The organism is Salipiger pallidus, assembly GCF_014643635.1.
GTDB classification, from domain to species: Bacteria; Pseudomonadota; Alphaproteobacteria; order Rhodobacterales; family Rhodobacteraceae; genus Salipiger; species Salipiger pallidus.
Genome location: NZ_BMJV01000004.1, coordinates 83656 through 109801 on the forward strand (window position 1 = coordinate 83656; position 26146 = coordinate 109801).

General features: G+C 64.4%; 22 protein-coding genes. 9 read left to right on the forward strand and 13 right to left on the reverse strand.

Features of this window, described 5'->3' with window-relative positions; genetic code table 11:
• Positions 1-81 precede the first annotated feature (81 nt).
• The 3 genes from IEX41_RS10510 to IEX41_RS10520 all read right to left on the reverse strand — a co-directional run bounded on the left by IEX41_RS10510 (position 82) and on the right by IEX41_RS10520 (position 4511).
• Positions 82-921: a formate/nitrite transporter family protein gene (locus tag IEX41_RS10510; protein ID WP_188790210.1), complete on the reverse strand. Its 840-nt coding sequence runs from the start codon at positions 919-921 to the stop codon at positions 82-84.
• Positions 922-1275: 354 nt separating this feature from the next.
• Complete coding sequence (locus tag IEX41_RS10515; protein ID WP_188790211.1) at positions 1276-3042, reverse strand: PQQ-dependent methanol/ethanol family dehydrogenase; 1767 nt, start codon at positions 3040-3042, stop codon at positions 1276-1278.
• Positions 3043-3344: 302 nt separating this feature from the next.
• Positions 3345-4511, reverse strand: a complete 1167-nt coding sequence (locus IEX41_RS10520) for an alpha-hydroxy acid oxidase (protein ID WP_188790212.1) — start codon at positions 4509-4511, stop codon at positions 3345-3347.
• Between the two features lie 193 nt (positions 4512-4704).
• On the opposite strand from IEX41_RS10520, the gene argC reads away from it, so the two are divergent.
• Positions 4705-5637, forward strand: coding sequence for an N-acetyl-gamma-glutamyl-phosphate reductase (argC, locus tag IEX41_RS10525; protein WP_188790213.1), 933 nt, complete (start codon positions 4705-4707; stop codon positions 5635-5637).
• Between the two features lie 236 nt (positions 5638-5873).
• Here argC and trpA read toward each other — a convergent pair whose 3' ends face one another.
• Positions 5874-6665 (reverse strand): tryptophan synthase subunit alpha, encoded by a 792-nt coding sequence (trpA, locus tag IEX41_RS10530; protein WP_188790214.1) that lies wholly within the window; start codon positions 6663-6665, stop codon positions 5874-5876.
• A gap of 181 nt (positions 6666-6846) precedes the next feature.
• On the opposite strand from trpA, the gene ppk2 reads away from it, so the two are divergent.
• Positions 6847-7824: a polyphosphate kinase 2 gene (gene ppk2, locus IEX41_RS10535; protein WP_188790215.1), complete on the forward strand. Its 978-nt coding sequence runs from the start codon at positions 6847-6849 to the stop codon at positions 7822-7824.
• A gap of 93 nt (positions 7825-7917) precedes the next feature.
• Here ppk2 and IEX41_RS10540 read toward each other — a convergent pair whose 3' ends face one another.
• The 6 genes from IEX41_RS10540 to coxB all read right to left on the reverse strand — a co-directional run bounded on the left by IEX41_RS10540 (position 7918) and on the right by coxB (position 12908).
• A complete protein-coding gene (locus IEX41_RS10540; protein WP_188790216.1) occupies positions 7918-9192 on the reverse strand; it encodes an NAD(P)/FAD-dependent oxidoreductase in 1275 nt (424 codons plus the stop codon).
• A gap of 228 nt (positions 9193-9420) precedes the next feature.
• Positions 9421-10221 (reverse strand): cytochrome c oxidase subunit 3, encoded by an 801-nt coding sequence (locus tag IEX41_RS10545; protein ID WP_188790217.1) that lies wholly within the window; start codon positions 10219-10221, stop codon positions 9421-9423.
• 25 nt (positions 10222-10246) lie between these two features.
• On the reverse strand, positions 10247-10831 hold the full coding sequence (locus tag IEX41_RS10550) for a cytochrome c oxidase assembly protein (protein WP_188790218.1): 585 nt from the start codon (positions 10829-10831) through the stop codon (positions 10247-10249).
• Positions 10821-11018 (reverse strand): cytochrome c oxidase system small membrane protein, encoded by a 198-nt coding sequence (locus tag IEX41_RS10555; protein WP_188790219.1) that lies wholly within the window; start codon positions 11016-11018, stop codon positions 10821-10823. The genes IEX41_RS10550 and IEX41_RS10555 overlap by 11 nt, the downstream gene beginning before the upstream one ends.
• Entirely contained in the window at positions 11018-11962 is a 945-nt protein-coding gene (gene cyoE, locus IEX41_RS10560; protein ID WP_188790220.1) for a heme o synthase, read from the reverse strand. Before cyoE ends, IEX41_RS10555 begins: the two co-directional genes overlap by 1 nt.
• A 67-nt stretch (positions 11963-12029) precedes the next feature.
• The gene (coxB, locus tag IEX41_RS10565; RefSeq protein WP_188790221.1) at positions 12030-12908 is read right to left on the reverse strand and encodes a cytochrome c oxidase subunit II; all 879 of its coding nucleotides are present in this window, start codon (positions 12906-12908) and stop codon (positions 12030-12032) included.
• Between the two features lie 218 nt (positions 12909-13126).
• Between coxB and tldD the strand changes: the two genes are divergently transcribed.
• The 6 genes from tldD (at position 13127) to IEX41_RS10595 (ending at position 21016) form a co-directional block, all read left to right on the forward strand.
• On the forward strand, positions 13127-14548 hold the full coding sequence (gene tldD, locus IEX41_RS10570; RefSeq protein ID WP_188790222.1) for a metalloprotease TldD: 1422 nt from the start codon (positions 13127-13129) through the stop codon (positions 14546-14548).
• A gap of 197 nt (positions 14549-14745) precedes the next feature.
• Positions 14746-15924 carry a DNA-processing protein DprA gene (gene dprA / locus IEX41_RS10575; RefSeq protein ID WP_188790223.1) on the forward strand — a complete coding sequence of 393 codons (1179 nt, stop codon included), beginning with the start codon at positions 14746-14748 and terminating at the stop codon, positions 15922-15924.
• A 134-nt stretch (positions 15925-16058) separates the two neighbouring features.
• A complete protein-coding gene (gene topA / locus IEX41_RS10580; RefSeq protein ID WP_188790224.1) occupies positions 16059-18821 on the forward strand; it encodes a type I DNA topoisomerase in 2763 nt (920 codons plus the stop codon).
• 147 nt (positions 18822-18968) lie between these two features.
• Positions 18969-19556, forward strand: coding sequence for a L,D-transpeptidase (locus IEX41_RS10585; protein ID WP_188790225.1), 588 nt, complete (start codon positions 18969-18971; stop codon positions 19554-19556).
• A 114-nt stretch (positions 19557-19670) separates the two neighbouring features.
• Positions 19671-20375, forward strand: coding sequence for a CoA transferase subunit A (locus tag IEX41_RS10590; protein WP_188790226.1), 705 nt, complete (start codon positions 19671-19673; stop codon positions 20373-20375).
• Positions 20376-20389: 14 nt separating this feature from the next.
• A complete protein-coding gene (locus tag IEX41_RS10595) occupies positions 20390-21016 on the forward strand; it encodes a CoA transferase subunit B (protein ID WP_188790508.1) in 627 nt (208 codons plus the stop codon).
• A 179-nt stretch (positions 21017-21195) separates the two neighbouring features.
• Here the strand turns inward: IEX41_RS10595 and IEX41_RS10600 are convergent, their stop codons facing one another.
• The 3 genes from IEX41_RS10600 to IEX41_RS10610 form a co-directional block, all read right to left on the reverse strand.
• Positions 21196-21717 (reverse strand): phasin, encoded by a 522-nt coding sequence (locus tag IEX41_RS10600; RefSeq protein ID WP_188790227.1) that lies wholly within the window; start codon positions 21715-21717, stop codon positions 21196-21198.
• 291 nt (positions 21718-22008) lie between these two features.
• Positions 22009-22455, reverse strand: coding sequence for a phasin family protein (locus tag IEX41_RS10605; protein WP_188790228.1), 447 nt, complete (start codon positions 22453-22455; stop codon positions 22009-22011).
• A gap of 131 nt (positions 22456-22586) precedes the next feature.
• Positions 22587-24380 carry a PHA/PHB synthase family protein gene (locus tag IEX41_RS10610; RefSeq protein WP_188790229.1) on the reverse strand — a complete coding sequence of 598 codons (1794 nt, stop codon included), beginning with the start codon at positions 24378-24380 and terminating at the stop codon, positions 22587-22589.
• A gap of 182 nt (positions 24381-24562) precedes the next feature.
• On the opposite strand from IEX41_RS10610, the gene phaZ reads away from it, so the two are divergent.
• Complete coding sequence (gene phaZ / locus IEX41_RS10615) at positions 24563-25828, forward strand: polyhydroxyalkanoate depolymerase (protein WP_188790230.1); 1266 nt, start codon at positions 24563-24565, stop codon at positions 25826-25828.
• The last annotated feature ends 318 nt before the right edge of the window (positions 25829-26146 follow it).

Consider the following 26146-nt stretch of genomic DNA (forward strand, 5'->3'; position numbering starts at 1 on the left):
CCGGCCGTGCAAGTCCCGGACCATGCCATGCCGTTGAGGGCGGGCTGCCCCATCCCGCTGATGGACTGGGGCCGGCCGGCGCTAATGCTTGATCTCACCCGCCACCTGCCCGTAGGCCATCAGCGCGAAAAGGCCGGTGCCACCGAGGATATTCCCCAGCAATGCGCCACTGCCTACCGAAAGTGCATGCGCAACCCCGATCTCGCCTGACATCAGCAGCAGGAACAGCTCGGCTGAGCCGGCGATCACGTGTGTGAATTCCGCGATGGCAATCAGGTAGGTGAAAAGGAAGATCACGAGGATCCCAGCGCTGCCGGCCGCGGGCATCATCCAAACGATGGCGGCAATGTAGAACCCCGAGGGGATGCCGTAGCGCAACGCCTCGGAAAAGCTCAGCTCTCCGAAATGCCGCGAGATCGCCAGCATCGAGTCCAGCGTTTCGGGTTTGAGCGTTCCGGCCCAGACACCCAAAGCCATGGAAAGGAACGTGCCGGCGAAGTTGGCCAGCAGGATCACAGACCACAGCCGCGCGGTGACCCAGAGCGTGTGCAGCTTGCGATGGGTCAGCAGCGGCAGGATAGCGCTCAGGGTGTTCTCTGTGAACAGCTGCAGCCGCCCCAGGATCACGAGGATGAACCCCACCGTGTAGCCAAGGTTTTCGATGGCGGCGCGATAGGGGTGGTCCTCGTAGATGCCGTGCAGGATGCCTTCCGCAAGCACCGAGGTCGAGATCCCCATGCCGGCTGCCACACCGGACCACCACAGGGACATCAACGGACGGCTGAGCTCATCGGTGCCGCTACGGTGGATGATCCCGTAAACGGATACGGCACTGAGGCCTTGGTTCTTTTCGATATCGCGCCGTTCCGAATGCGTCGGGTGACGAGGCTTGTTGGAGGGATCGGGTTCTGGCGTGGTCATGGGCGGTCCTTGGTCGGTGGGCCGCCTCGGGCTGGGCGTCCTGTGGCGGGGGGCAGGCGCAGGGCAGCGCCACCCTGTTCGGCACGAGGTTCGGCGCGCGCGCCGGTATCCTGTTCAGCACAGGAATATGGAGCGGGGAGACGCCGCGGAAAGTGCTCATTATTCGCGAGGACTTGTGCGCGCGGCTCATGACGTCGAAATGCAACCGGGGCGCGCAGGGGGACGCTTGGCACTGCGGCGGCGGACCAACCGCTGCGGAAGGGCGTGCCAGATGCCGACTGCAGCAATGCTCCGCGCATGAAGAACGGCGCCCCGGAGGGGGCGCCGCAGGGTCGCATCGGGAGGGGATGCGGATCAGTTCGCCGAAGCCAGCTGTTTCGGCAGTTTGAACGTCCAGACGGTGCCACCCTGGTTGAGGTAGTTGACCTTCTTGGCCACCTCTCCGCCCCAGAGCGGAACTGCGCCGCCCCAGCCGGACACGACCGACACATACTGCTCGCCGTCCATGTCCCAGGTGACGGGCTGGCCGACGATGCCGGACCCGGTCTGGAACGACCACAGCTCTTCGCCGGTCTCGTCATCGAGCGCAATGAACTTGCCCTCGGGCGTGCCGAAGAACACCAGGCCGCCCGCGGTGGTCATGGCGCCACCCCAGAGCGGTGCGTCGTTCTTGTATTCCCACTTCCATTCGCCGGTGGCTGGGTCGATGGCTTTCAGAGAGCCGATGTGATCCTCGTACATCGGCTTGATGGTGAAGCCGGACCCGAGATAGGCCGCGCCCTTCTTGTAGGTCACCGGCTCGTTCCAGATATCCATGCCCCATTCGTTTGACGGCACGTAGAAGAGACCCGTGTTCTGGCTGTAGGCCATGGGCATCCAGTTCTTGCCACCAAGGAAGCCGGGGGCCGAGAACACCACCTCGCCCTTGCCACCATCGGCCGCCGCCGAGGGATCGCCGGGGCGGTTGTCCTCGTTGAAGATCGGGCGGCCGTTGTCGTCGATGCCGCTGGCCCAGGTGATGTCCTTAACGAACGGGTAGGCGTCGACGAAGGCGCCATCCTCTCGGTTCAGCACATAGAAGAACCCGTTGCGGTCGGCGGTGGCGTAGCGCTTGTTGCCCTCCGCGTCCTCGTAGGCGACCACCTCGTTGACGCCGTCGTAATCCCAGCCTTCGCGGGGCGTGGTCTGGAAGTGCCACTTGATCTCGCCGGTGGCGGGGTCGATGCCGACGCGGCTCGCGGCATAGAGGTTGTCACCCGAATTGTCGTCCTTGGGCGTGCCCGCGCCACGCAGGTGGCTGTTCCACGGGGCGGGGTTGCCCGCGCCGAAGATCAGCGTGTCGGTGTCGGCGTCATACGAGCCGCCAAGCCAGGTCGCGCCGCCGCCGGTCTTCCACAGATCGCCCGGCCACGTGGCGTTGAGCGTGCCGGTCATGGTCGACTCTTCGCCGTTGAGTGTGCCCATGTGGCCTTCGATCATCGGGCGGGTCCAGATCATGTCGCCGGTTTCGGCGTTGCGGGCCTGCACCTCACCGACGATGCCGAACTCGCCACCCGAGTTGCCGGTGATGACCATGCCGTTCACCACGAGCGGCGCAGCGGTGTAGGAATACCCGGCCTTGTAGTCGGCGATCTTGTCGCGCCACACCACGTCGCCGGTCTTTCGATCCAGCGCCACGAGCCGCGCATCCAGTGTGCCGAAAATCACGAGGTCGCCGTAGATCGCGGCGCCGCGGTTGATCACATCGCAGCAGGGGAGGATGCCTTCGGGAAGGCGCGCGTCGTATTGCCAAAGCTCCTCGCCGGACGCGAGGTCGATGGCATAGAGCCGCGAATACGAGCCGGTGACGTACATGATGCCGTCATAGATGATCGGCTGGGTTTCCTGCCCGCGCTGCTTTTCGCCGCCCATGGAGAACGCCCATGCGGGCATCAGGTTCTTGACGTTATCCTTGTTGAGGATGTCGAGCGGGCTGTAGCGCTGCAGGTGGCGGCCCATGCCGTTGGTCACGACCTGGCTGGTCATGGTCTGATCGTTGGCGAGGTCTTCCTCGGTGACCTGCGCCTGCGCCACGCCGGTGGCGAGCAGGCTCGCGGTCACGGCCAGGATGAATTTGTTCATGTCGTCCTCCCTGTAGACGGTTCCGGGTGATCCGGCTGGCCCGCTCGGGCCGCGCCTCTCCTCCGGGGAACAGCATCACCGTGTGACCCCGCGTTATGAATTGCACCATGGTCGTACCCGGCGCGCAGCGAAGGATGCAGGCGCGGCGTCGATGGCCTGCCCTTGGTGGAAAAGCGGAAGGTATGTCAGGGGGTTGCGCCGTGTGCTGCGGCGCAGGGCAGGGTGGGAAGCGGTGGTCTATGCCACCTTGGTCCAATGCCCCCCTTGCCCTCTCCAAAAAGCAAGGGGGGATCCGGCGATGGTCACTCCTCCCAGTCGCCGGAAAATCCTTTGGGGATCATGAGGATGTCACGGTCCACGCTGTTGATGTCGGTGCGCCCGCACAGCCCCATGGAGGTGTCGAGCTCGGTGCGCATGACCCGCAGCGCTTCGGACACGCCCTGTTCGCCCATGGCCCCGAGACCATAGATGTAGGCCCGCCCGATCCACGCGCCCTTGGCGCCCATGGCCACGGCCTTGAGCACGTCCTGGCCCGACCGGATGCCGCTATCGATATGCACCTCGATCCGGTTGCCCACCGCATCGAGGATCGGACCCAGCGCCCGGATCGAACTCAGCGCGCCATCAAGCTGCCGCCCGCCGTGGTTGCTGACCACGATGGCGTCGGCGCCGACGTTGCACGCCTCGAGCGCATCGCGCGGGTCCATGATGCCCTTGATGATAAGCGGGCCATCCCACATCTTGCGGAACTGCCGGATGCGGTCCCAGTCCAGCGCCTGGTCAAAGGCATTGGCGGTCCAGGCCGCAAGGTTGCTCGGATCATCGACCCCCTTGGCATGGCCGACGATATTGCCGAAGAACCGGCGCTTGGTCTGCAACATCTCGAGGCCCCATGGCACCTTTGTCGCCATGTTGGCGACGGAGGCGGGCGTCAGCTTGGGCGGGGCCGACAGACCGTTTTTGATGTCCTTGTGGCGCTGTCCCAGCATCTGCAGGTCCACTGTGATCACCGCCGCCGAACATTTGGCGGCCTTGGCCCGGTCGAACAGGCGCTGCATGAACTCGTCGTCCTTGAGCGTGTAGACCTGCAGCCAGAACGGCTTGTCGGTGTTCTCGGCCACGTCCTCGATCGAACAGATCGACATGGTCGACAGGGTGTAAGGCACCCCCGCCTTACCGGCGGCACGGGCGGCGTGGATCTCGCCGTCGGCGTGCTGCATCCCGGTCATGCCCACCGGCGCGAGCGCCAGCGGCATCGACACATCCTGCCCGATCATCTGGGTGGCAAGGCTGCGCCCGGTCATGTCGATGGCCACCCTCTGGCGCAGGTAGATGTCATCGAAATCGGATGAATTCTCACGGAAGGTCTGCTCTGTCCAGCTGCCGGACTCGCAGTAGTCGAAGAACATCTTGGGGACCCGGCGGCGGTAGATCCGCTTGAGATCCTCGATTTCGGTGATCTTCGGCATGGGCTGTCCTTCATCTGGCGCAGATCGGTCAGGTTTCCTTACCGCTTTGCCGCACCGTGCGCAACGCCCGGTGTGATGCATTGCATGAGGTTCTGAAACCGGGACCGGCCTGCACACCGTGTTTGCCGCTGCCACGTTCCCATCGGGAAACCGATCTGCTAAACGCACGGCAACATCCAAAGGAGGGCACAGCATGGCCTGGAACGTGTTCATCGACGGCGAAGCAGGAACGACCGGATTGCAGATCCGAGAGCGTCTCGAGCAGCGGCCCGATATTACCCTGGTCCAGGTCCCGCACGAGCTGCGCAAGGACACCGGCGCCCGTTCCGAGGCGCTGGCCAAGGCCGACGTGGCCATCCTGTGCCTGCCCGACGACGCCGCACGCGAAACCGTGGCTCTGGCCGAACCGCATGGCACCAAGATCATCGATGCCTCGACCGCGCACCGGGTGGCGGACGGCTGGACCTTCGGTTTCCCCGAGATGACCGCCGGCCAGCGCGAGGCCATCGCGGGCGCACGGCTGGTATCGAACCCCGGCTGCTGGTCCACCTGCGCCATCGCCCTCATCCGTCCGCTGGTTGAGGCCGGCGTGCTGCCCGCCGATGCGTCCCCGTCGATCTCCGGCGTGTCCGGCTATTCGGGCGGCGGAAAGGCTATGATCGCCGAATTCGAGGACGGGGGCAGCTCCGGCAGTTTCCTTTACGGCGTGTCCCAGCGCCACAAGCACCTGCCCGAAATCTCGAAACACGGCCTGTTGACGAAGCCGGTCACCTTCGTGCCGTCCGTGGGCCAGTACGCGCAAGGAATGGCGGTGGCGGTCCAGCTTCCGGACCTCGGGGAGGGCGGCCTGAAGGCAGCCGAGGCTGCCCTGCGCAAGGCCTACGAGGGCGAACGCTTCGTGTCGGTCGTCGAGGCCTCGGCCAACGAGCCACGCGTCATGCCGCAGCGCCTCAACGGTACCAACGCGCTGGAGCTGTCGGTGCATGGCAATGCTGAAACGGGCACGGCGGTGCTGGTCGCGGTCCTCGACAATCTCGGCAAGGGGGCGTCGGGCGCCGCGGTTCAGAACCTCAACATCATGCTCGGCTGCGACGAGGGCGCAGGCCTCGACGCCGCTCCGCGCTGAAGCACCACGAAAGACCGATGAGGGGGCCACGTGCCCCCTTTTTCATGTCCGGCCCCACCCGCCCGCGCGGCGTCGATGTTGCCTCAAGCTTCCTTTGACCTCAAATATCCCCGCCGGAGGCCGGCCGACCCTGATCCACGCAATGCACCGCCGATATACCGCGCCAACCAATTGAAAAGGGCGCCCAGACCTCTCCAGTCCGGAACGCCCCCTCGATCATTCGACCTGAAGTCCGGTCAGGCCCGGTGCGCCCCGTCCGACAGGCTCTTGACGAAGGCCAGCACCTCGGCGGCGGGCTTGCCCTCGGCCTGCGCGGCAACGATGGCGGACCCCACGACGCAACCATCCGCAACCGAAGCGATGGCCTCGGCGCTTTGCGGCGTGCGGATGCCGAAGCCGACGATGACCGGCAGGTCGGTGGCGGCCTTGATGCGCGCAACCTCGGGGGCCACGTCGGTGGCCTCGGCGGCAGCGGCACCGGTGATGCCGGTGATTGACACGTAGTAGACAAAGCCCGAGGTGTTCTGCAGCACCTTGGGAAGCCGCGCGTCATCCGTGGTGGGCGTGGCAAGGCGGATGAAGTTCAGCCCGGCCTTCTGCGCCGGAATGCACAGCTCGTCGTCTTCCTCGGGCGGCAGGTCCACCACGATCAGCCCGTCGATCCCGGCCTCTGCGGCATCGGCAAGGAACCTGTCCACGCCGCGGCTGTAGATCGGGTTGTAATAGCCCATGAGGACGATCGGCGTGGTGTCGTCGTCGGCGCGGAAATCGCGCACCATCTGCAACGTCTTCTCGAGGGTCATTCCAGCCTCGAGCGAACGCTGACCGGCCAGCTGGATGGTCGGGCCGTCTGCCATGGGATCGGTGAAGGGCAGGCCCAGCTCGATGACATCGACACCGGCGGCAGGCAGACCGCGCACCACCTCGAGAGAGGCGTCGTAATCGGGGTCTCCGGCCATGACATAGGCGACGAAGGCCTTCTTTCCTTCGGCTTTCAGCGCGGCGAACTTGGCGTCGATGCGGCTCATGACGGTCCTTCCCTTATGATCGGGAGAGGGATGCCGGAACGGCGGGGGAAAATCAATGCCCCGCGCAGCAGGGCACCGTTTTGTCCGGGGCGGGGAGGGGCAGCAGCCTTGTTGATGCGCATCAAGGCAGGGCCACGTCGCATGGGGCAGGATTGGATACGCCATGCCGGGAAGGATAGCCATGACTGACTGGACACAGCCCGCCGCCTCCGCCCTCGACGCCGCCGCTGATGACAGAATGCCGCCTGCCAACGATGGCAGCGCGTCGCCGCCCACCGATCCGACGGGCAAGCCTCACGCTCGTGGCCCGGACGAAATCCGCCACGCCTTCGAAACCGGTGAATATCCATACACCACCCGCCTGTCTCGGCGCAGTTACGAACGCCAGAAAGCGCAGCTGCAGGCCGAGCTCCTGAAGGTGCAGCACTGGAACCAGCAGACCGGCCAGCGCTGCGTCCTGCTGTTCGAGGGCCGCGATGCTGCCGGAAAAGGCGGCACCATCAAGCGGTTCACCGAACATCTCAACCCCCGCGCCGCGCGGGTGGTAGCCCTGAACAAGCCCACCGAGACCGAACGCGGCCAGTGGTATTTCCAGCGCTACATCGAACACATGCCCACCGCCGGGGAAATCGTGCTCTATGATCGCTCGTGGTACAACCGCGCCGGGGTCGAGCGGGTGATGGGTTTCTGCGAGCCCAACGAGTACCTCGAGTTCATGCGCCAGACCCCCGAGCTCGAGCGCATGTTCGTGCGGTCGGGGACGCGGCTCTGCAAGTACTGGTTCTCGGTCACCCGCGAGGAACAGCTGCGCCGCTTCAAATCACGCGAGACCGATCCGCTCAAGCAGTGGAAGCTGTCGCCCATCGACAAGGCCAGCCTCGACAAATGGGACGATTACACCGAGGCCAAGGAGGCGATGTTCTTCTACACCGACACCGCCGACGCGCCCTGGACCGTGGTGAAATCGGACGACAAGAAACGCGCACGGCTGGCCTGCATGCGGCATTTCCTGTCGACACTGGACTATCCAGGCAAGGACCGGCGCATCGCGACACCGCCCGATCCGCTCATCGTCGGAGGAGCGAACCACGTGATCCACCGGTCGGAGCATATCCTCGGCCCCGCTTTACATGCGGCGGGGCGCCACGCCGAGCGCTGAACGGCGGGTCTGCCGCAGTGAAGCTCCGAACGGCGCCGCATTGGCAGCATCATTGGCGGGGCCTGCCGTGATCGACTGCCGTACGCAGGATCGTCAGATCCGGGCCGAGGCGGCGTGGATCATGGTGGCGCCCAGTTCGTACCAGCCTTCGCGGAGGCGGGGCAGGGTTTCGCCGTGGGATTGGGTCACCGACAAAGGCAGGCCAGAGCGATCTCCACTCAGAAGTGCCTCGGCGGCAGCGGCCCCGAAAACGGTTCCTGGCCCGATCCCGCGCCCTGAATAGCCAAAGCAGGCCAACCCGCTGTCCCCGAGGAGGAGGATCTTGGGCACGTGGTCCGACGTCATCGCGATGCGCCCGGACCAGCCGTGCTCGAAGGGCAGATCCGCCGCCTGCGGGAAAAGCTGGTGCAGCTTGCGCCGCGCCCAAGCCGTGTGGATGCCGCCGCCGGGGCCGCTCAGGTTGCCCATACCGCCGATCACCAGCCGCCCGGCAGCGTCGGTCCGGAACGACGACATGACCAGCGCCGTGTCCCAGCAGCCCTCACCTCCGGGCAGGATCCTGTCGCGCAGGGTGTCCGGCATGGGAGCGGTCGCGAACTGGCCGTAGTGAACGGCAGTGAAGGCGGGGGCGGCAAGGCCGGGGATCGCCTCGTGGTAGGCATTGGTGGCCAACAGAAGCGCACCGGCGCGCACCGTGTGGCCGCGGCAGGCCAACTCCCAGCCGTTGGCGGTCTGGCGTAGGGCGGTCACCGGGCTCTGGCCATGCAGACGTGCGCCCGCCGTGATGGCCGCGCGCGCAAGGCCATGGCAGTAGGCCAGCGGCTGCACGGTTCCTGCGCGTGGATCAAACAGGGCGCCGTGCACGGCGGAGCTTCCGGTGCGCTCGCGGGCCTCGCTGGCATCGAGAAGTTGCAGAGGGGCGCCGGCGGCGTTGCCCTGGCGAAAACGGTCCTGCAGATCTTCCATCCCCTTGGCCGAGTGGGCGCAATGCAGGGTCCCATTGCGTGTCGCCTCGCAGGCGATGCCCTCGCGGGCGATGATGTCGAAGACCCGGTCCGGCGCCTGGCCCAGTCGGTCGATCAGCGCGCGCCCGGTCTGCGGGCCAAGCGTGGCGGCGATCTCGTCAGGCTTGAGCCAGAGCCCGGCGTTCACCAGCCCCACGTTGCAACCTGAGCCGCCCTGGCCCGGCTCCTGCGCTTCAAGCAGCGCGACGCTGGCACCCCGCCGGGCAGCCTCGAGCGCGGCCGAGCAGCCGGTGAAGCCGCCGCCAATCACCGCAAGGTCGACATCGACATCTCCTGAGAGGGGAGGCGCGTCCACGCGTTCGGCGCTGCTGGCGCGCCAGAGACTGTCGATCGGGGGCTTCATCCGGATCTCCTTGAGGGGCTGCCCGACCAGTGGTGCAGCCTTTGCCCGGGGGATGCAATGGGGGCCTGCGATTGGGCCATGGAAACGCTGCCCGGGCTGTGGAGGTGGCCGCTCCGATGCCCGTACCTGCTGCGGCCTTGTCCTGTGCCTGTCCTGCTGCAGCGTCCATCCAAGAAAAAAGGGCGAGCCCGCAGGCCCGCCGCTTCTCACGCTGCGATTGGTATAGCGTCAGCCGCCCCAGACGTAGACGGCGGCGAAGAGGAACAGCCACACCACGTCGACGAAGTGCCAGTACCAGGCGGCGGCCTCGAAGCCGACATGCTTGGTCTGGGTGAAATCGCCTTTCTGCAAGCGGATCAGGCACACAAAGAGGAAGATGGTGCCGATGATCACGTGAGCCCCGTGGAAGCCGGTCGCCATGAAGAAGTTGGCGCCGTAGATGTTCCCCGAGAAACCGAAAGCTGCATGGCTGTATTCATAGGCCTGGAAGACCGAGAATATCGCGCCGAGCACGATGGCAAGGATCAGACCCCACTTCATGTCCTGGCGGTTGTTCTCGTGCACGAGCGCGTGGTGCGCCCAGGTTGCGGCGCAGCCCGAGCACAGCAGGATCATCGTGTTGATCAGCGGCAGGTGCCACGGATCGAACGTCTCGATCCCGGCGGGGGGCCAGACGCCGTCGACTGCCGGAGAGTTCGGTCCCATCGGGTACATGGCGTGCTTGAAGAAGCTCCAGAACCACGCGAAGAAGAACATCACCTCGGACATGATGAAGAGGATGAAGCCGTACTTGAGGCCGATCTGCACAACCGGGGTGTGATCCCCGACGCGGCTTTCGGCGATCACGTCCGACCACCAGCCGAACATGACGTACAGCACGCCGACGAACCCCGCGAGGAAGATCCACGGGCCGCTGCCGTGCATCCACAGCACCGAGCCGAACAGCATGACGAACGCCGCGATGGACGCCATGAAAGGCCAGATGGAGGGGTTCAGAATGTGGTAGTCGTGGTCTTTTGCGTGCGCCATCTCATGTCCCTCGTTGGATAGGCGTTCAGTTCACGGAGCTTTCGTCCGTGTTCCCTTGATCGAGATCGGCCCGCTCCTCCTGGGGAAGGTCGATCTCGTAGAAAGTATAGCTGAGCGTGATGTGGTTGGTATGCTTGGCATCCCGATCGTCGACGATCTCGGGGTCGACGTAGAAGCTCACCGGCATCATAACGCGTTCGCCGGGTTGCAGCACCTGTTCGGTGAAGCAGAAGCATTCGATCTTGTCGAAGAAGGCACCGGCCTCGTAGGGGTAGACGTTGTAGCTTGCCTGGCCCGCGATCACTCGGTCGGTGGGGTTGTAGGCTTCGTAGAAGGCAAGGCCCTCTTCGCCGATGCGGATCGTCATCTCGGTCTGGGCAGGTTTGAATTCCCAGCCGAAACCACGCGCTTTGGATCCGTCGAAGCGGATCTTGATGGTACGGTCGAGGATCTCGGACGAGGTGCCATCGGCCACGTTCGTGGTGCCGCCAAAGCCGGTGACCCGGCAGAACCAGTCGTAGAACGGCACCGATGCCCAGGCCAAGGCGCCCATGAACACCACGACGCCGACCAGCTGGAATACGGTTTTCGTCTTCGGATCAGTTGCCATCCGGCGCCTCTCTGGCGTCGGAGCCACCCTGCATCCCGCTCTGGATCGCGGCGTTGAAATTGCCGTTGGTGACCTTCACCACGGTCATGCCAAAGACGATTACGATGAAGGCCACGAGCAGCAGGCCAACGCCCACGTTGCGGCCAAAGCGACGCTTGTGCAGTTCATGTTCGGGCGCGATTGCCATTACCAGCCTCCGTATCCGAATTTGGTGAGCCCCGCCTCGAGCAGGATCGCGCCGAAATGCGCGAAAAGGTAAAGCAGCGAGAGCTTGAAGAAGCTGCGCTCGGCCTTGAAGTTGTCCGCCTCGGACGCGTTCTCGTCGCGGCGGTAGATCGACCATGCGCCGTGCAGGAACATCGCGTTCAGCACCAGCGCCACGGCGAGGTAGACCGGACCGCCGATCGAGGTGAACGCAGTACCCACCGCCAGCGCCGCCAGCAGGATTGTATAGACAAGGATGTGCACGCGGGTCGAGCGGCGGCCGTGGGTCACGGTCAGCATGGGCACACCCGCATCGTCGTAGTCCGAGCGCATGAACAGCGCCAACGCCCAGAAGTGGGGCGGGGTCCACATGAAGGTCAGGCAGAACATCAGCATGGATTCGATGCCGATCTGGCCGGTCGCGGCGGCCCAGCCGATCATCGGGGGAAAGGCGCCCGCCGCGCCGCCGATGACGATGTTCTGCGGCGTCGAGCGTTTCAGCCACATGGTGTAGATCACCACGTAGAAGAAGATGGTGAACGCCAGCAGCCCCCCGGCCAGCCAATTGGTCGCCAGCCCGAGAAACACGCAGGAGAAGGCCGACAGCGCCAGCCCGATGGCCAGCGCCTCGCCCTTGTCGACGCGACCGGCGGGGATGGGGCGCTTGGCGGTGCGCTTCATCACCTGGTCGATGTCCGCATCCCACCACATGTTGAGCGCGCCGGACGCGCCCCCGCCCACGGCGATGAACAACACGGCGCAAAAGCCGATGAAGGGGTGCACCGCGACTGGCGCTGCCAGCAGGCCCACGAAGGCGGTGAACACCACGAGCGTCATCACCCGCGGCTTGAGCAGCGCGAAGTAGTCGGCGAACTGGGCATCGCCGCTCTGCGTGTCGACGGTGCTGTTGGTGCTGAGATCGGTCATCGGGTTGCTGGGCTTCTCGGTCTAGGTGGCTGTGCCGCGCCCCGGTGGGGGCACGGCAGGGCGTGGATCAGGAGTTGGCCAGGAACTGGTTGACCTCCACGTAGCCGCCGTCCTCCTTGGAGGCCGCGAGCCAGGCATCGTAGGCCTCCTGGCTGACCACCTTGACGGTGATGGGCATGTAGGCGTGGGAAATGCCGCACAGTTCCGAGCACTGGCCGAAATAGACGCCTTCGCGCTCGGCTGCAAACCACAGCTCCGCGATCCGGCCCGGCACCGCGTCCTGCTTCACACCGAAGGCGGGGATGGTCCACGAGTGGATCACGTCCGCGCCGGTCACCTGCATGACCACGGTGGCGCCTACGGGCACGACCACGGCGGTGTCGGTGGCCAGCAGCCATTCGTCGCGGGAATAGCCGGCCTCGGTCAGCTGCGCCTCGACATCGGCATTGAGACGGTTGTCGCCGCCGGTGGCGGGCGCGCCGATCATGTAGCCGTCATAGGCGAGGTCCTCGCCCACGTATTCATAGCCCCAGTACCATTGGTAGCCGGTCACCTTGATGACGAGGTCGCCTTCGGGAATTTCCTGCTGTTTGAACAGGATGGGCAGCGAGAACACACCGATCACCAGAAGGATCAGGATCGGAACGATGGTCCACGCGATCTCGACCGGGGTGTGGTGGGTGAACGATGCCGGGGTCGGGTTGGCGCGGCGGTTGAAGCGCACGAAGGCGTAGATCAGCAGCCCTACCACGAAGAGGCAGATCAGCGAGATGATCCACAGCAGCATCCCGTCCAGCCATTGCAGGTCGCGAGCGACCTCCGTCACTGCGGGCTGGAAGCCGATACCGCCCTGATGCGGACGCCCCACCAGCTCGAGATCCTGTGCAAAGGCCGGAGCGGCTAGGAAGCTGGATGTGAGGCCCGTTGCCATCGTAATCTTGCGCATGTGTCTGTCACCTGGTCCGGTTGTTCTGTTCTACAGTCGTTCGCAGGGGGTTAACCCCGGGTTGGTCGCAGGGCATTTTGCCCCGGGTGTTGCCCGTGGTTTCCTCCTCCCTTGCATGTCCCGCACTTTAAAGAGCAGGTATTGCCTACCAAATAAACCGGATGACGGGTCGCAAAAAAGCGATTTTTTTGACTTGGATCAAATAAGACGAGGAAACTATGTCCGAACTCCCCTTCCGTCCCTTCGAAAGCGCCTTGGATCATGATCGTTCGCTCGCTCAACTGCGGGCTGCGCTGGACGGTGCGGATGACGGCGAGCTGTTCCTCGAACGGCGCCGCGCCGAGGCGCTGGTGCTCGATGACGGGCGAATCAGGACCGCGAGCTACGATGCCACGGAAGGGTTCGGCCTGCGGGCGGTGCGCGGCGAGGTTACGGGCTACGCCCATTCGTCCGAGCTGTCCGAAGCCGCCATTGCCCGCGCCTCCAAAACCGTACGCCTTGCGGTGGGGGACGGCGGCGGCGTGATGGCGCCGCCCCCCTCCGGGACCAACCACAAGCTGTACACCGATGCCGACCCGATCGCGGGGCACGCTTTCGGCGTGAAGGTTGATATCCTGCGCGAGATCGACGCCTACGCCCGCGCTCTTGATCCGCGCGTGGTGCAGGTGACCGCCACCGTCGCCGCCAGCTGCCAGGAGGTGGCGATCCTGCGCCCCGAGGGGGGGCTGGTGACCGACATCCGGCCCATGACACGCGTCACCGTCAGCGTCATTGTCGAGGACGCTGGTCGCCGCGAGGCCGGCAGCGCTTCGGGGGGCGGGCGCTTCGTGCTTGACGGGCTGCTGCAGCCCGAGGATTGGCAAGGCAAGGCCCGAGAGGCGCTGCGCATCGCACTGGTGAACCTGCGCGCCGAGGCCGCGCCTGCCGGCGTCATGGACATCGTGCTCGGGCCGGGCTGGCCGGGGATTCTCCTGCACGAGGCCATTGGCCACGGGCTCGAGGGGGACTTCAACCGCAAGGGCAGCAGCGCCTTTGCGGGGCTGATGGGCCAGCGCATCGCTGCGCCGGGGGTGACTGTGCTTGATGACGGCACGATCCCGGATCGGCGCGGGTCGATTTCGGTGGATGACGAGGGCACGCCGTCGGGCAAGAACGTGCTGATCGAGGACGGCATCCTCGTCGGCTACATGCAGGACCGCCAGAACGCGCGCCTGATGGGCGTGGAACCCACCGGCAACGGCCGCCGCGAAAGCCACGCCCACGCGCCCATGCCCCGCATGACCAACACCTACATGCTGGGCGGCGACGTGGCGCCCGGGGACATCGTGGCGGATCTCAAGGATGGGATCTGGGCCACGGGATTTGGCGGCGGCCAGGTGGACATCACTAACGGCAAGTTCGTCTTCTCCTGCACCGAGGCTTACCGGGTGAAGGATGGCAAGGTCGGCGCCCCGGTGAAGGGCGCCACCCTGATCGGCGATGGTGCCACCGCGCTGCAGCAGATCCGCGCCATCGGCAATGACATGGCGCTTGATCCCGGCATGGGCAACTGCGGCAAGCAGGGCCAGTGGGTGCCGGTGGGCGTGGGCCAGCCGACCATCATGATCGGCGGGCTGACCGTGGGCGGCTCGGGGTCCTGATTCGGCACCTTTCGGCCTTGTCGGTCTCATCGAGATGTTCATGCATGATTTCCCCCGCCCTGTCGCCGGGGGTTTTCGTTTGGAACCAGTCCCATGAAGAGCAGGGGTGAGAATTTCTGCTGATGGTTGGGCAACGGTTTACCTCTGGTTAAGCATCCCGGCGCTACACCTTGTCCTGCAAGCAGATGGAGTACGGGATGACCGAGGACAGCAGCAGCTACTCTTCCACTCACCCCCCAATCCCACCCACCACGGAAGATGATCGGGTGTCCTGGCTTCGTCTCTTGCGCTCTCGCAGGGTTGGTATCGCCACCTTTTGGCGGCTTCTGCAGGAACAGGGCAGCGCCGCGGCCGCGCTGGATGCGCTGCCGGGTATCGCCGCCGCCGCCGGTGTGGATGGCTACGAGGTCTGCCCCGCGGGGGTTGCCCACGCGGAACTCTCCAACGGCCGCCGCCATGGCGCGCGCCTCGTTTTCCATGGTGAGCCTGAGTTTCCCCCTCTGCTGGCGGAGATCGTCGATGCCCCGCCGTTCCTTTGGGTAGTCGGCGATCCACAGGTGCTGGCCCGCCCCCAGATCGCCATGGTCGGCGCCCGCAATGCCTCGTCCCTCGGGCTGCGCATGACGCGGTCTCTTGCGAAGGGACTGGGTGAGCATGGGGCCTGCATATCTTCGGGCCTGGCGCGCGGCATCGACACTGCCGCTCATGCCGCCGCAGTGGACACCGGTACCGTCGCCGTACTCGCGGGCGGGGTAGACATTCTTTACCCCTCCGAGAACACGCGCCTTGCCGAACAGATCCGCGACACCGGTGGCGCGCTCATCTCCGAGCACTCCTTGGGCATGCAGCCCCATGCGCGCCATTTTCCTGCGCGCAACCGCATCGTGTCGGGCATGTCCGCCGCAACCGTGGTGGTCGAGGCGGCGGCCAAGTCCGGATCGCTCATCACCGCGCGCTGTGCGCTCGACCAGGGCCGCGAGGTGTTGGCGGTTCCGGGTCATCCGCTTGATGCGCGGGCAGGGGGCTGCAACCTGCTGATCCGCGACGGCGCCCGTCTCGTACGCAATGCTGATGATGTGCTGGAAGCGGTGGGCCCGCTGCTCGCCTCTCCGGCGCAGCGTGAACTGCCGCTCGCCGCCGCCGCACCGCAGCCGAAGGCCGTCCCCGAGGGGCCGCCAGAACGGCGCGGCCTGCGCGAAACCGCGGACCTGCATTCGCAGATCCTCGCCCGGCTCGGATCCGCGCCGCTGGCCGAAGATCAGCTTATCCGCGATCTTGCGGCACCCTCGGGGCAGGTGGCCCCAGCCCTGACCGACCTTGAGCTCGAAGGCCGGATCAGCCGCCGTGCGGGGGGGCTTTTGACCATCGTGAACTAGGGTCAGCAGTAGGTCGGGCCGGAGCTGCGGTCTCGGCGCGGATTGACAATTCCCCCTTGCACCCCACATCTAGCGCCGCCATACGCGAGCCGCGGCCAGCGCGTCGTCCCCAGTTCAGGAAAGGTGGTCTGTCCATGCCCGTTGTCGTTGTCGAATCCCCGGCCAAGGCCAAGACGATCAACAAGTACCTGGGGTCCGACTACACCGTCCTCGCCTCTTACGGGCACGTGCGGGATCTGCCGCCGAAGGATGGCTCGGTCGACACTGACCATGATTTCGAGATGAAATGGGAGATCGCGAACGACTCGCGCAAGCATGTCGCCGCCATCGCCGAAGCGCTGAAATCCGACAACGCACTGATCCTCGCGACTGACCCCGATCGCGAAGGCGAAGCGATCTCGTGGCACCTCAAGGAGGCGCTGACCAAGCGGCGGTCGATCAAGAAGGACACCGCCGTCAGCCGCGTGACCTTCAACGCCATCACACAAGCCGCGGTCACCGAGGCGATGAAGAACCCGCGCGAGATCGACGCGCCGCTGGTCGAGGCCTACCTCGCCCGCCGCGCGCTTGATTACCTCGTGGGCTTCAACCTGTCGCCGGTTCTGTGGCGCAAGCTGCCCGGCGCGCGAAGCGCGGGCCGGGTGCAGTCCGTCTGCCTGCGCCTCATCGTCGAACGCGAGACCGAGATTGAAGCGTTCAATCCGCGCGAATACTGGCAGGTCAAAGCGCTGCTCAGCACCCCGCGCGGGCAGGAATACGAGGCGCGTCTGACCCTGCTGGGCGGCAAGAAGCTCGACCGGTTCGACATTGCCGACGCCACGCAGGCCGAGATGGCGGTGCATGCGATCACCACGCGCGCTCTCAAGGTCGACAGCGTCGAGGCCAAGCCCGGCAGCCGCAACCCGTCAGCACCTTTCATGACCTCGACCCTTCAGCAGGAGGCGTCGCGCAAGTTTGGCATGGGCGCACGGGCTTGCATGAACGCGGCGCAGCGGCTCTACGAGGCCGGGCACATCACCTACATGCGGACCGACGGCATCGACATGGCCCCCGAGGCGGTCAGCGCCTGCCGCGATGCCATCGCCGACCGCTATGGCAAGGACTATGTCCCGTCGAGCCCACGCATCTACAAGAACAAGGCCAAGAACGCGCAGGAAGCGCACGAATGTATCCGTCCCACGGACATGACCAAGGACGCCGCCAGCCTCAAGCTGCGCGAGGACGACCAGCGCAAGCTTTATGACCTGATCTGGAAGCGCACCCTTGCCGCCCAGATGGAAGGCGCCCGGCTGGAACGCACCACGGTCGAGATCCGCTCCGAGGATGGCGAGGTCGGGCTGCGCGCCACCGGTCAGGTGGTGCTGTTCGACGGCTTCCTGCGAGTCTACGAGGAAGGGCGCGACGACGTAACCGACGAGGATGACAACCGCCTGCCGCAGATCATGCAGGGGGAACCTGCGAACTTCGGCAAGCAGAGCCTTCAGGACCAGTTCGTCAAAGCTGCCGAGAAGGGTGGCGACATCGAGGCCTCGGGCGGCATGCGCCGCAGCGGCTCGGCTGTCATGGCCGACAAGGCGCCCGTTCTGGCCACCCAAAGCCACACCCAGCCGCCGCCCCGCTACACCGAGGCGACGCTGGTCAAACGCATGGAAGAGCTCGGCATCGGGCGCCCGTCGACCTACGCCAGCGTCATTACGACGATCCAGGACCGCGAATATGTCCGCAAGGAACAGAACCGCCTGTTCCCCGAGGACAAGGGCCGCATCGTCACCATCTTCCTGCTGAACTTCTTCCGCACCTACGTGGGCTACGAGTTCACTGCGGAGCTCGAGAACGAGCTCGACGAGGTCTCGGCGGGCGAGATGGACTACAAGGCGCTGCTGGAAAAGTTCTGGCGCGATTTCTCGGCGGCGATCTCGGAAACCTCCGAGCTGCGCATTTCCGAGGTGCTGGACGTGCTCGACGATGCTCTGGCGCCGCAGCTCTACCCGCCGCGCGAGGACGGATCTGATCCGCGCATCTGCCCCAAGTGCGGGCAGGGGCGTCTGCACCTCAAGACCTCGCGCACCGGCGGGTTCGTCGGCTGCGGCAACTACCCCGAATGCACCTACACCCGCCCCATCGCGGGCGAGGGTGCCGACGGCGAGGAAAAGCTGCTCGGCATGGATGGCGAGGACGAGATCTGGCTCAAGGCCGGCCGTTTCGGCCCCTATGTCCAGCGCGGCGAGCCGACGCCCGAGAACAAGAAGCCCCCGCGCGCCTCTCTGCCCAAGAAGGGTGGGGCCTACCTGCCCGGATGGTCGCCGGATGACGTGAACCTGGAAAAGGCGGTGACGCTGCTGACCCTCCCGCGGGTCGTTGGCGCGCACCCGGAGGGCGGCGAGATCAAGTCGAACCTCGGGCGCTTTGGCCCCTACATCATGCACCAGCGCCCCGACGAGGAAAAACCGGTCTACGTCAACCTCAAGGAATTCCAGGAGGTGTTCGAGATCGGCATGAACCACGCGGTGGAGCTGCTGGCCGAGAAACGCGCCAACCCTGGCCGGGGGCGTGGCAGCGCCGCCAAGGCGATCAAGGAGCTGGGCGATCACCCCGATGGCGGCAAGATCGCCGTGTTCGAAGGGCGTTACGGGCCGTACGTGAAGTGGGAAAAGGTGAACGCCACCCTGCCCAAGGACGTGGAACCTGCTGACCTCAGCATGGAGAAGGCGCTGGAGCTGATTGCCGAGAAGGCCGCCAAGAAGGGCGGCACCAAGAAGAAGGCGCCGGCCAAGTCCACGGCCAAGAAGGCTGCGCCCAAGAAGACCGCAGCGAAGACCACCGCCAAGAAGACCACCACGGCCAAGAAGGCCCCGGCCAAGAAAACCGCTGCCAAGAAGGATGACGGCGAGGGCTGATCGCCTCCCGAAATGACCCGAATTAGACAGAGTGCCCCCGGTCGTCGCGCCGGGGGCACATTTATGTGATGGGAACGCCACACATGGCGCCTGCGTTGGATGGGAAAGCTGCTGCCACAGCATAACCCCGAAACGAGAGGACGCCAGATGACTGCCCCCCGGTATTCCCGCCGCATGCTGCTTGGCGCTGTCGGTGCCGCGATGGTTCTGCCCGTCGTGCCCGCGCGCGCCCAAAGCTCCAACCTCACCGATCCGACCCCTGGCGCTGGGAACGTGCGCCACAACGCCTCGAGCTTCACCACGCAGCACTGGCGTGACCACTTCGACACCTTGGGCGCCGGGGCCATCGTGGCCGACACCGGCAGCCGCGCGCTGTTCTTCTGGAGCGGTGACGGCAACACCCATCGTGTCTATCCAACCTCGGTGCCCAAAACCGACGCGCTGACCAAGCGCGGCTATACCTCCATCGTGCGCAAGAAGGTCGGCCCGTCCTGGACGCCCACGCCGTCGCAGCTGGAACGATTCCCCGACTGGGAGCCGATCGGGCCGGGGCCCAACAACCCCCTTGGTACTCACGCAATGTACCTGGGCTGGCCCGCCTACATCATCCATGGCACCCACGACACGCGCAAGATCGGTCGCCGGTCGTCCGATGGCTGCATCGGTCTTTACAATGAAAAGATCGCCGAGCTGTTCCAGATGTGCCCCGTGGGCACGCAGGTACGGGTGATCTGATCGCCTCCCCATTAGCTTACGCGATGGCGGCCGCAGGGTGCGTGCCGCCTTCGTTGACTCTGCTGCTGCGGCGCGGCACAACTTTCGGGAACAGCTTCAGGAGGAGATTATTCCATGAAGAAAGTCTACGGGTCGGCGTCTGAGGCGCTTGACGGACTTCTGCATGACGGCATGCTGATCGCTGCGGGGGGCTTCGGCCTTTGCGGCATTCCCGAATTGCTCATCGACGCCATAGTCGAAGCGGGCACCAAGGATCTGACCATCGCGTCGAACAACTGCGGGGTCGACGGGTTCGGTCTTGGCAAGCTGCTCGATTCCAAGCAGATCAAGAAAATGATGAGCTCCTACGTGGGCGAGAACGCCGAGTTCATGCGCCAGTACCTGAACGAGGAGCTCGAGCTGGAGTTCAACCCGCAGGGCACGCTGGCCGAGCGCATGCGCGCCGGTGGTGCGGGTATCCCGGGCTTCTACACCAAGACCGGCGTCGGCACCCAGATTGCCGAGGGCAAGGAAGTAAAGCAGTTCCACGGTGAGGATTATATCCTCGAGGAGGGCATCTTTGCGGACCTGTCCATCGTGAAGGCGTGGAAGGCGGACGACACCGGCAACCTCGTGTTCCGCAAGACCGCCCGCAACTTCAACCCGCCGGCCGCCATGTGCGGCAAGGTCTGCGTGGTTGAGGTGGAAGAGATCGTAGAGCGCGGCAGCCTCGATCCCGATCACATCCACCTGCCGGGCATCTACGTGCACCGCATCATTCAGGGGCAGCACGAGAAGCGCATCGAGAAAGTCACCACGCGTAGCCGGGAGGAAGCATGATGCCCAGTGAAGCAATGGGTTGGGACCGCAACCAGATGGCCGCCCGGGCGGCAGACGAGCTTGAAGACGGCTGGTACGTGAACCTTGGGATCGGCATTCCGACGCTGGTCGCCAACTACGTGGGCGACAAGGACATCACGCTGCAATCTGAAAACGGCATGCTGGGCATGGGTCCTTTCCCCTACGAGGGCGAGGAAGACCCCGATCTCATCAACGCCGGCAAGCAGACCATCACTGAACTGTCGCGCACGTCCTATTTCGACAGCGCCACCAGCTTCGGCATGATCCGTGGCGGCAAGATCGCGGCGGCGATCCTCGGGGCGATGGAAGTGGCTGAGAACGGTGATCTTGCGAACTGGATGATCCCTGGCAAGCTCGTCAAGGGCATGGGCGGCGCCATGGACCTCGTGGCCGGCGTAGGCCGGGTCATCGTGGTGATGGATCACCAGAACAAGGCGGGCGAAAGTAAGCTGCTGAAATCCTGCACCCTGCCGCTGACCGGCACAGGCGTCGTCGACCGCATCATCACCAACCTTGGTGTGCTGGACGTGGTCGAAGGCGGGCTCAAGATCGTGGAGCTGGCTGATGGCGTGACCGAAGAGCAGCTGCGCGAGGCTACCGAGGCGACGATCGTCAACTGATCCCGTCTGTGGAAGGCATCGCAGAGGCGCGGCTCCCCGGGGACCGCGCCTTTTCATTGCGTCTCGGTTTTACGCTGTTCTGGTTTGTGGCGATGGACCGGGGGGAACGGGGTTGCCCATGAAAAAGGCCCGCCTCTAACGTGAGGCGGGCCTTGATGCATCTTGGGGCAGGGGCCGGATCAGGCCTTGTCGGCTGTCTCTGCCGCGGCAGCAGTCGTCTTCTTCGCCACTGCGGTGGTGCGACGGGTGGCGGCGCTGGCAGCAGCGGTGGACTTGGTTGCGGCGGTCTCGGTCGCCTCGGCAGCAGTGGCGCCGGCAGCGGTCGCGTCATCGGCCATGGTTTTGCCGGCGGACAGCATCAGGTCCAGCGTATCAGTCTGCACACCGCGTGCAACTTCGCCGAGGGCGGTCATGTGCTCGGTCATGCTGGTCAACTGGGCCGAGGCAAAATCCGACATCGCCTGCGCATAGTCAGACACTTCGGGGCGCGCCTTGGCGAGATCACCCATGCGGCCATAGGTTTCCATGGCCCAGCCCATGGTGATGTCGGTGGTCTTGTCCGCCGCGTCGAGCGCGATGGCCGATGCCTTTTCGCCGAAGGCGGCAGAGGTCTTCCATGCGTCTTCGGCGGCGTCAGTGTTGACCGGGAAGCTGCCCATCATGTCCTTCATGAAGGTGCCGAAATCCTGTGTCGTTGCCATGGTGTATCTCCTCCTTAAGGGATGCTTGGCGGATTCTCCGCCCGGCTACGCCCTTGGAAGTGTCGTTGCCGCACTGCAGCAATGCAAGGGGCCGGGCGATCGAGAGAGGGTGTTTTCAGAAAAAATTCACGTATTGCGAATGTACTGAGTTCAACAAGAGGGCAGAATCTGCCCGAATGAAAAAGGGGCGGGTCCGTAATTGAACCCGCCCCGTTCGATTGCGCCAATCTGGGAGGAGAGGAGGCGCAATCTCGCGGTCACCGGTGCCGGGAGCGGGCACCGATGCAGTAATTACTTCGTCGTTGCCTTCTTGGCAGCGGTGCTCATGTCGTCGGTCGCCTTCTTCATGGCGGCGGTCGCATCTTCCGAGAAGTCCTTGCCGGCGGCCATCATCAGCTCGACGGTGTCCATCTGGACCTTCTTGGCGATCTCGGCGTAGGCGGCCATGTGCTCGGCGGCGGTCTCGGCTTGTGCGGACGCGAAATCGGTCATCGCCTTGGCGTAATCGGCCGGCTCTTTCTTGATCTTGGACATGTCGGACATCTTCGACAGGGTGTCCTTGGTCCACTTGGTCGAGATCTCGGTCGACTTTTCAGCGGCTTCCAGGGCAACTGCCGACAGCTTTTCATTCAGCGTGGCGGTGGTCTTGAAGGCTTCGTCCATCGCCTTGGTATCGACGGGGAAAGAACCCATCATGTCCTTCATCATGGCGGAGAAGTCTTGCGTCTTGGCGGCCATTTCTAAAATTCCTGTTCTTTGCCTCGGGGGCCCACCCCCCGAATTGATCGGCTGAGATCAATATGAATGCTGCACCGCAGCATTTCAAGGGAAATTTCTGCGGTGCAGCAAAAGCAAGCAATTCAGGACGTTTACTGGTTGGCCTTGACCAGAACGTAGGTTCCGGGCGCATCACAAAGCGGCTCAAGATCCGAATCGCCGGGTTGTCTGGCGTCTATCTTTTTCCCGGATCGCTTGTGCAGCCAGCCAGTCCAGAACGGCCACCACGATCCTTGGTGGAAGTCGCCATCGCTCTGCCATTGCTCGACGGGCAGGCTGAGATCAGGGTTGAGGTAGTGGCCATATTTCTTTTTGCTGGGTGGGTTTACGATGCCGGCAATATGGCCGGATTCCGACAGCACGAAGGTCTTCGACCGCGAGCCCATCTTCTGCACCCCGCGGTAGCAGTCCTTCCACGCGGCGATATGATCGGTCTCGGCGGTGATCGAGATAAGGGGCACGTCCACGTCCGCGAGGTCCAGCGTCTCGCCCATCAGCTCGAACCGCCCTTCGGAAAACTCGTTGTTCTGGCACAGTTGGCGCAGGTACTGCATGGTCATCTTGCCGGGCAGGTTGGCGCCGTCGCCGTTCCAGTAAAGCAGATCGAAGGCCGGGGGCGTCTCGCCCATCATGTAGGATCGGATTGCGGGCGTGTAGATCAGGTCGGTCGAGCGCAGGTAGGAAAAGGTGCGCGACATGATGAAGCTTTTGAGGATGCCGGTTTCGGCGATCTCGGCCTCGATCCCGTCTACGAAATCATTCTGCAGGAAGGGCACGAATTCACCCTGGTCACTGAAATCCGTGAGCGCGGTGAAGAAGGTGGCGGACTTCACCTGCTTGTCGCCGCGTTTCTTAAGCAGCGACAGGGTCAGCGCCAGAGTGGTGCCCGCGATGCAGTAGCCCACCACGTTCAGCCGCTCCACACCGCAGGTCTCGCGGACGATGCGCATGGCGGTGAGGTAGCCCTCCTCGATGTAATCCTCGAGCCCAACGTCGCGGTAGCTTTCGTCGGCGTTGACCCAGGACACCATGAAGATCGTGTAGCCCTCGTCCACGAGGTACTGGATCAGGCTATTCTGCTTCTTGAGATCGAGGATGTAGAACTTGTTGATCCAGGGCGGAAAGATCACCAACGGCGTCTCGTGCACCTTGTCGGTGGTGGGGCTGTACTGGATCAGCTCCATCATCCGGTTGCGGTAGACGACCTTGCCCTTGGCGGTTGCGATGTTGCGGCCAACCTCGAAAGCTTCCTCGTCCACCAGCCGCACCACCAGCTCGCCATGGTTGGCCTCAAGATCCGCGACGAGGTTCTCGAGCCCCTTCACGAGGCTGTCGCCCTCGGTCTCGACGGCCTTCTGCAGGGCGTCGGGGTTGGTGGCGAAGAAATTGGTGGGCGCCATCAGGTCGGTGATCTGCTGGGCGAAAAAGCGCAGGCGGCGCTTTTCCAGTGGGTCCATCCCGTCGATCTCATCGACTGAGGCGCGGATCGCGCCGGCGTTGATCAGGTACTGCTGCTTGATGAAGTTGAAATAGGGGTGGCTGTCCCAGAGCGGGTTGCGGAAACGCTTGTCGCTGGGGCCGGTGTCTTCTGGCGGTGTCAGCCTGCCGCTGGCGAGGGCCTGCTGCGCTTCCATGAAATGTCCGAGCGACTTGCCCCAGTGCTCGACCTGCTGTTCGAAGACCTTTGCGGGATTGTTAATCCATTCCTGCCAGTATGCCTGTGCTGCTTCGGCATAAAGTATGGGGTCGGGACCGTTCAGGGCGGAATTGATAGGCTTTCGGTGGGCAAGAACATCCACCAGCCGTCGAGAGAGCGTTTCGATCTTCTCGAGATTCTCTTCGAACTTGCGGTGTTCCGAACCCACGATGTCCGCATTTGTTGTCATGGTGCCGAATCCCCCCTATCTTCCTACCAAAGCAGGATAACGACGCTGCCATGCAACTCAAGGCAGCGAATTGGTTTGACAACTGGCCTACAGCGCGCGCAGGGGAGGGCGGCGGGCGGTACGGTCCGGCAGACTGCGACCGCCGGACGTTCCGGCTGGCCGGGACACAGGAGAAGACGCACATGCGCTACATGGCGACCTACGATCTGATGGAATCCCTCCGCAACACCAACCAGTGGATGGGCGCAACGGCCAAGGCAATGGCTTCGTACCCGGCGATGGCTGCGCTGCCGAACCCCATGCTGACCTGGATGGGAGCCTGGGGCGAAGTGGCCGAGCGCAGCTTCGAACGCATGACCGTCAAGCCCAGCTGGGGCATCCGGTCCATCACCTGCAACGACGGCAAGGACCATCTCGTCCAGATCGAGACGATGATGGAGAAGGATTTCGGCAATCTCATCCATTTCAACGTGACCGAACGCGAGGAAAAAAGGCGCAAGGTCCTGCTGGTCGCGCCCATGTCGGGCCACTACGCGACGCTCCTCCGCTCGACGGTGATCTCGCTCATCCCGGATGCGGAGGTCTACGTCACGGACTGGAAGAACGCCCGCGACATCCCGGTGTCCGCCGGCAAGTTCGACGTCGAGGATTATACCCTTTACCTCGTTGATTTCATGCGCGCTCTTGGTCCCGATACCAACGTGATCGCGGTCTGCCAGCCTGCGCCTCTGACGCTTGCGGCCACCGCCTACCTCGCAGAGCGCGAGCCCGACGCACAGCCGCGCACGCTGACGCTGATCGGCGGGCCGATCAACCCGGATGCATCGCCGACCGAGGTGACCGATTTCGGCAACCGCGTGACCATGGGCCAGCTCGAGGAAGCCATGATTCAGCGGGTCGGTTTCAACTACAAGGGTGTCGGGCGGCTCGTCTACCCGGGGCTGCTGCAGCTGACCTCGTTCATGGCGATGAACGCCGAACGCCACTCAAAAGCCTTCAACGAGCAGATCCTTCGCGTAAGCCGTGGCGAGGCGCGGGACCACGATGCCCACAACCGCTTTTACGACGAATATCTCGCGGTGATGGACATGCCGGCGGAATTCTACCTCTCGACGGTGGAGCGGATCTTCAAGAACTGCGAAGTGGCCAAGAACACCTTCGTCGTGGATGGCAGCCGCGTGGATATCGGGCGGATCACAGATGTGGCCGTGAAAACCGTAGAGGGCGCGAAGGACGACATCTCCGCGCCGGGGCAATGCGTTGCGGCTCTCGAACTCTGCACCGGCCTGCCGGATTCGAAGAAGGCCAGCCACCTCGAGCCCGGGGCAGGCCATTACGGCATCTTCGCGGGCAAGAGCTGGCGCAACAACATCCGCCCGCTGGTGCTCGACTTCATCGACGCCAACGCGGACACCCCGCGCAAGGCGACCAAGGCGAACGCCGCCTGACGTTTTCTCTGCCCGTGCCGAGACCTGGCGCGGGTGACCTGCGAACGGCAGCGAGGGGCCAGCCCCGCGCGCTCCCCGGCGTATTTTTCTGAAGAGAAGAAGGGGCGGGAGCACTCGGGCGCTGGGTGCTCCGCTCGCATCGCTGCGGGGCTTCGCCTTGGGTCGTCATCGGGCCCCGTCGGCAAGCGGCGAAGTGCCGTGGTGCCGGTCATCAAAATGTTGCGTCCAACCTCGCCCAAGTACTCCGCTTGGAGGTCACCGCAGCTCTTTGTTTTTCTCTACTCAAATACGCGAGAATCCTGAGCGTCGGATCAAGCG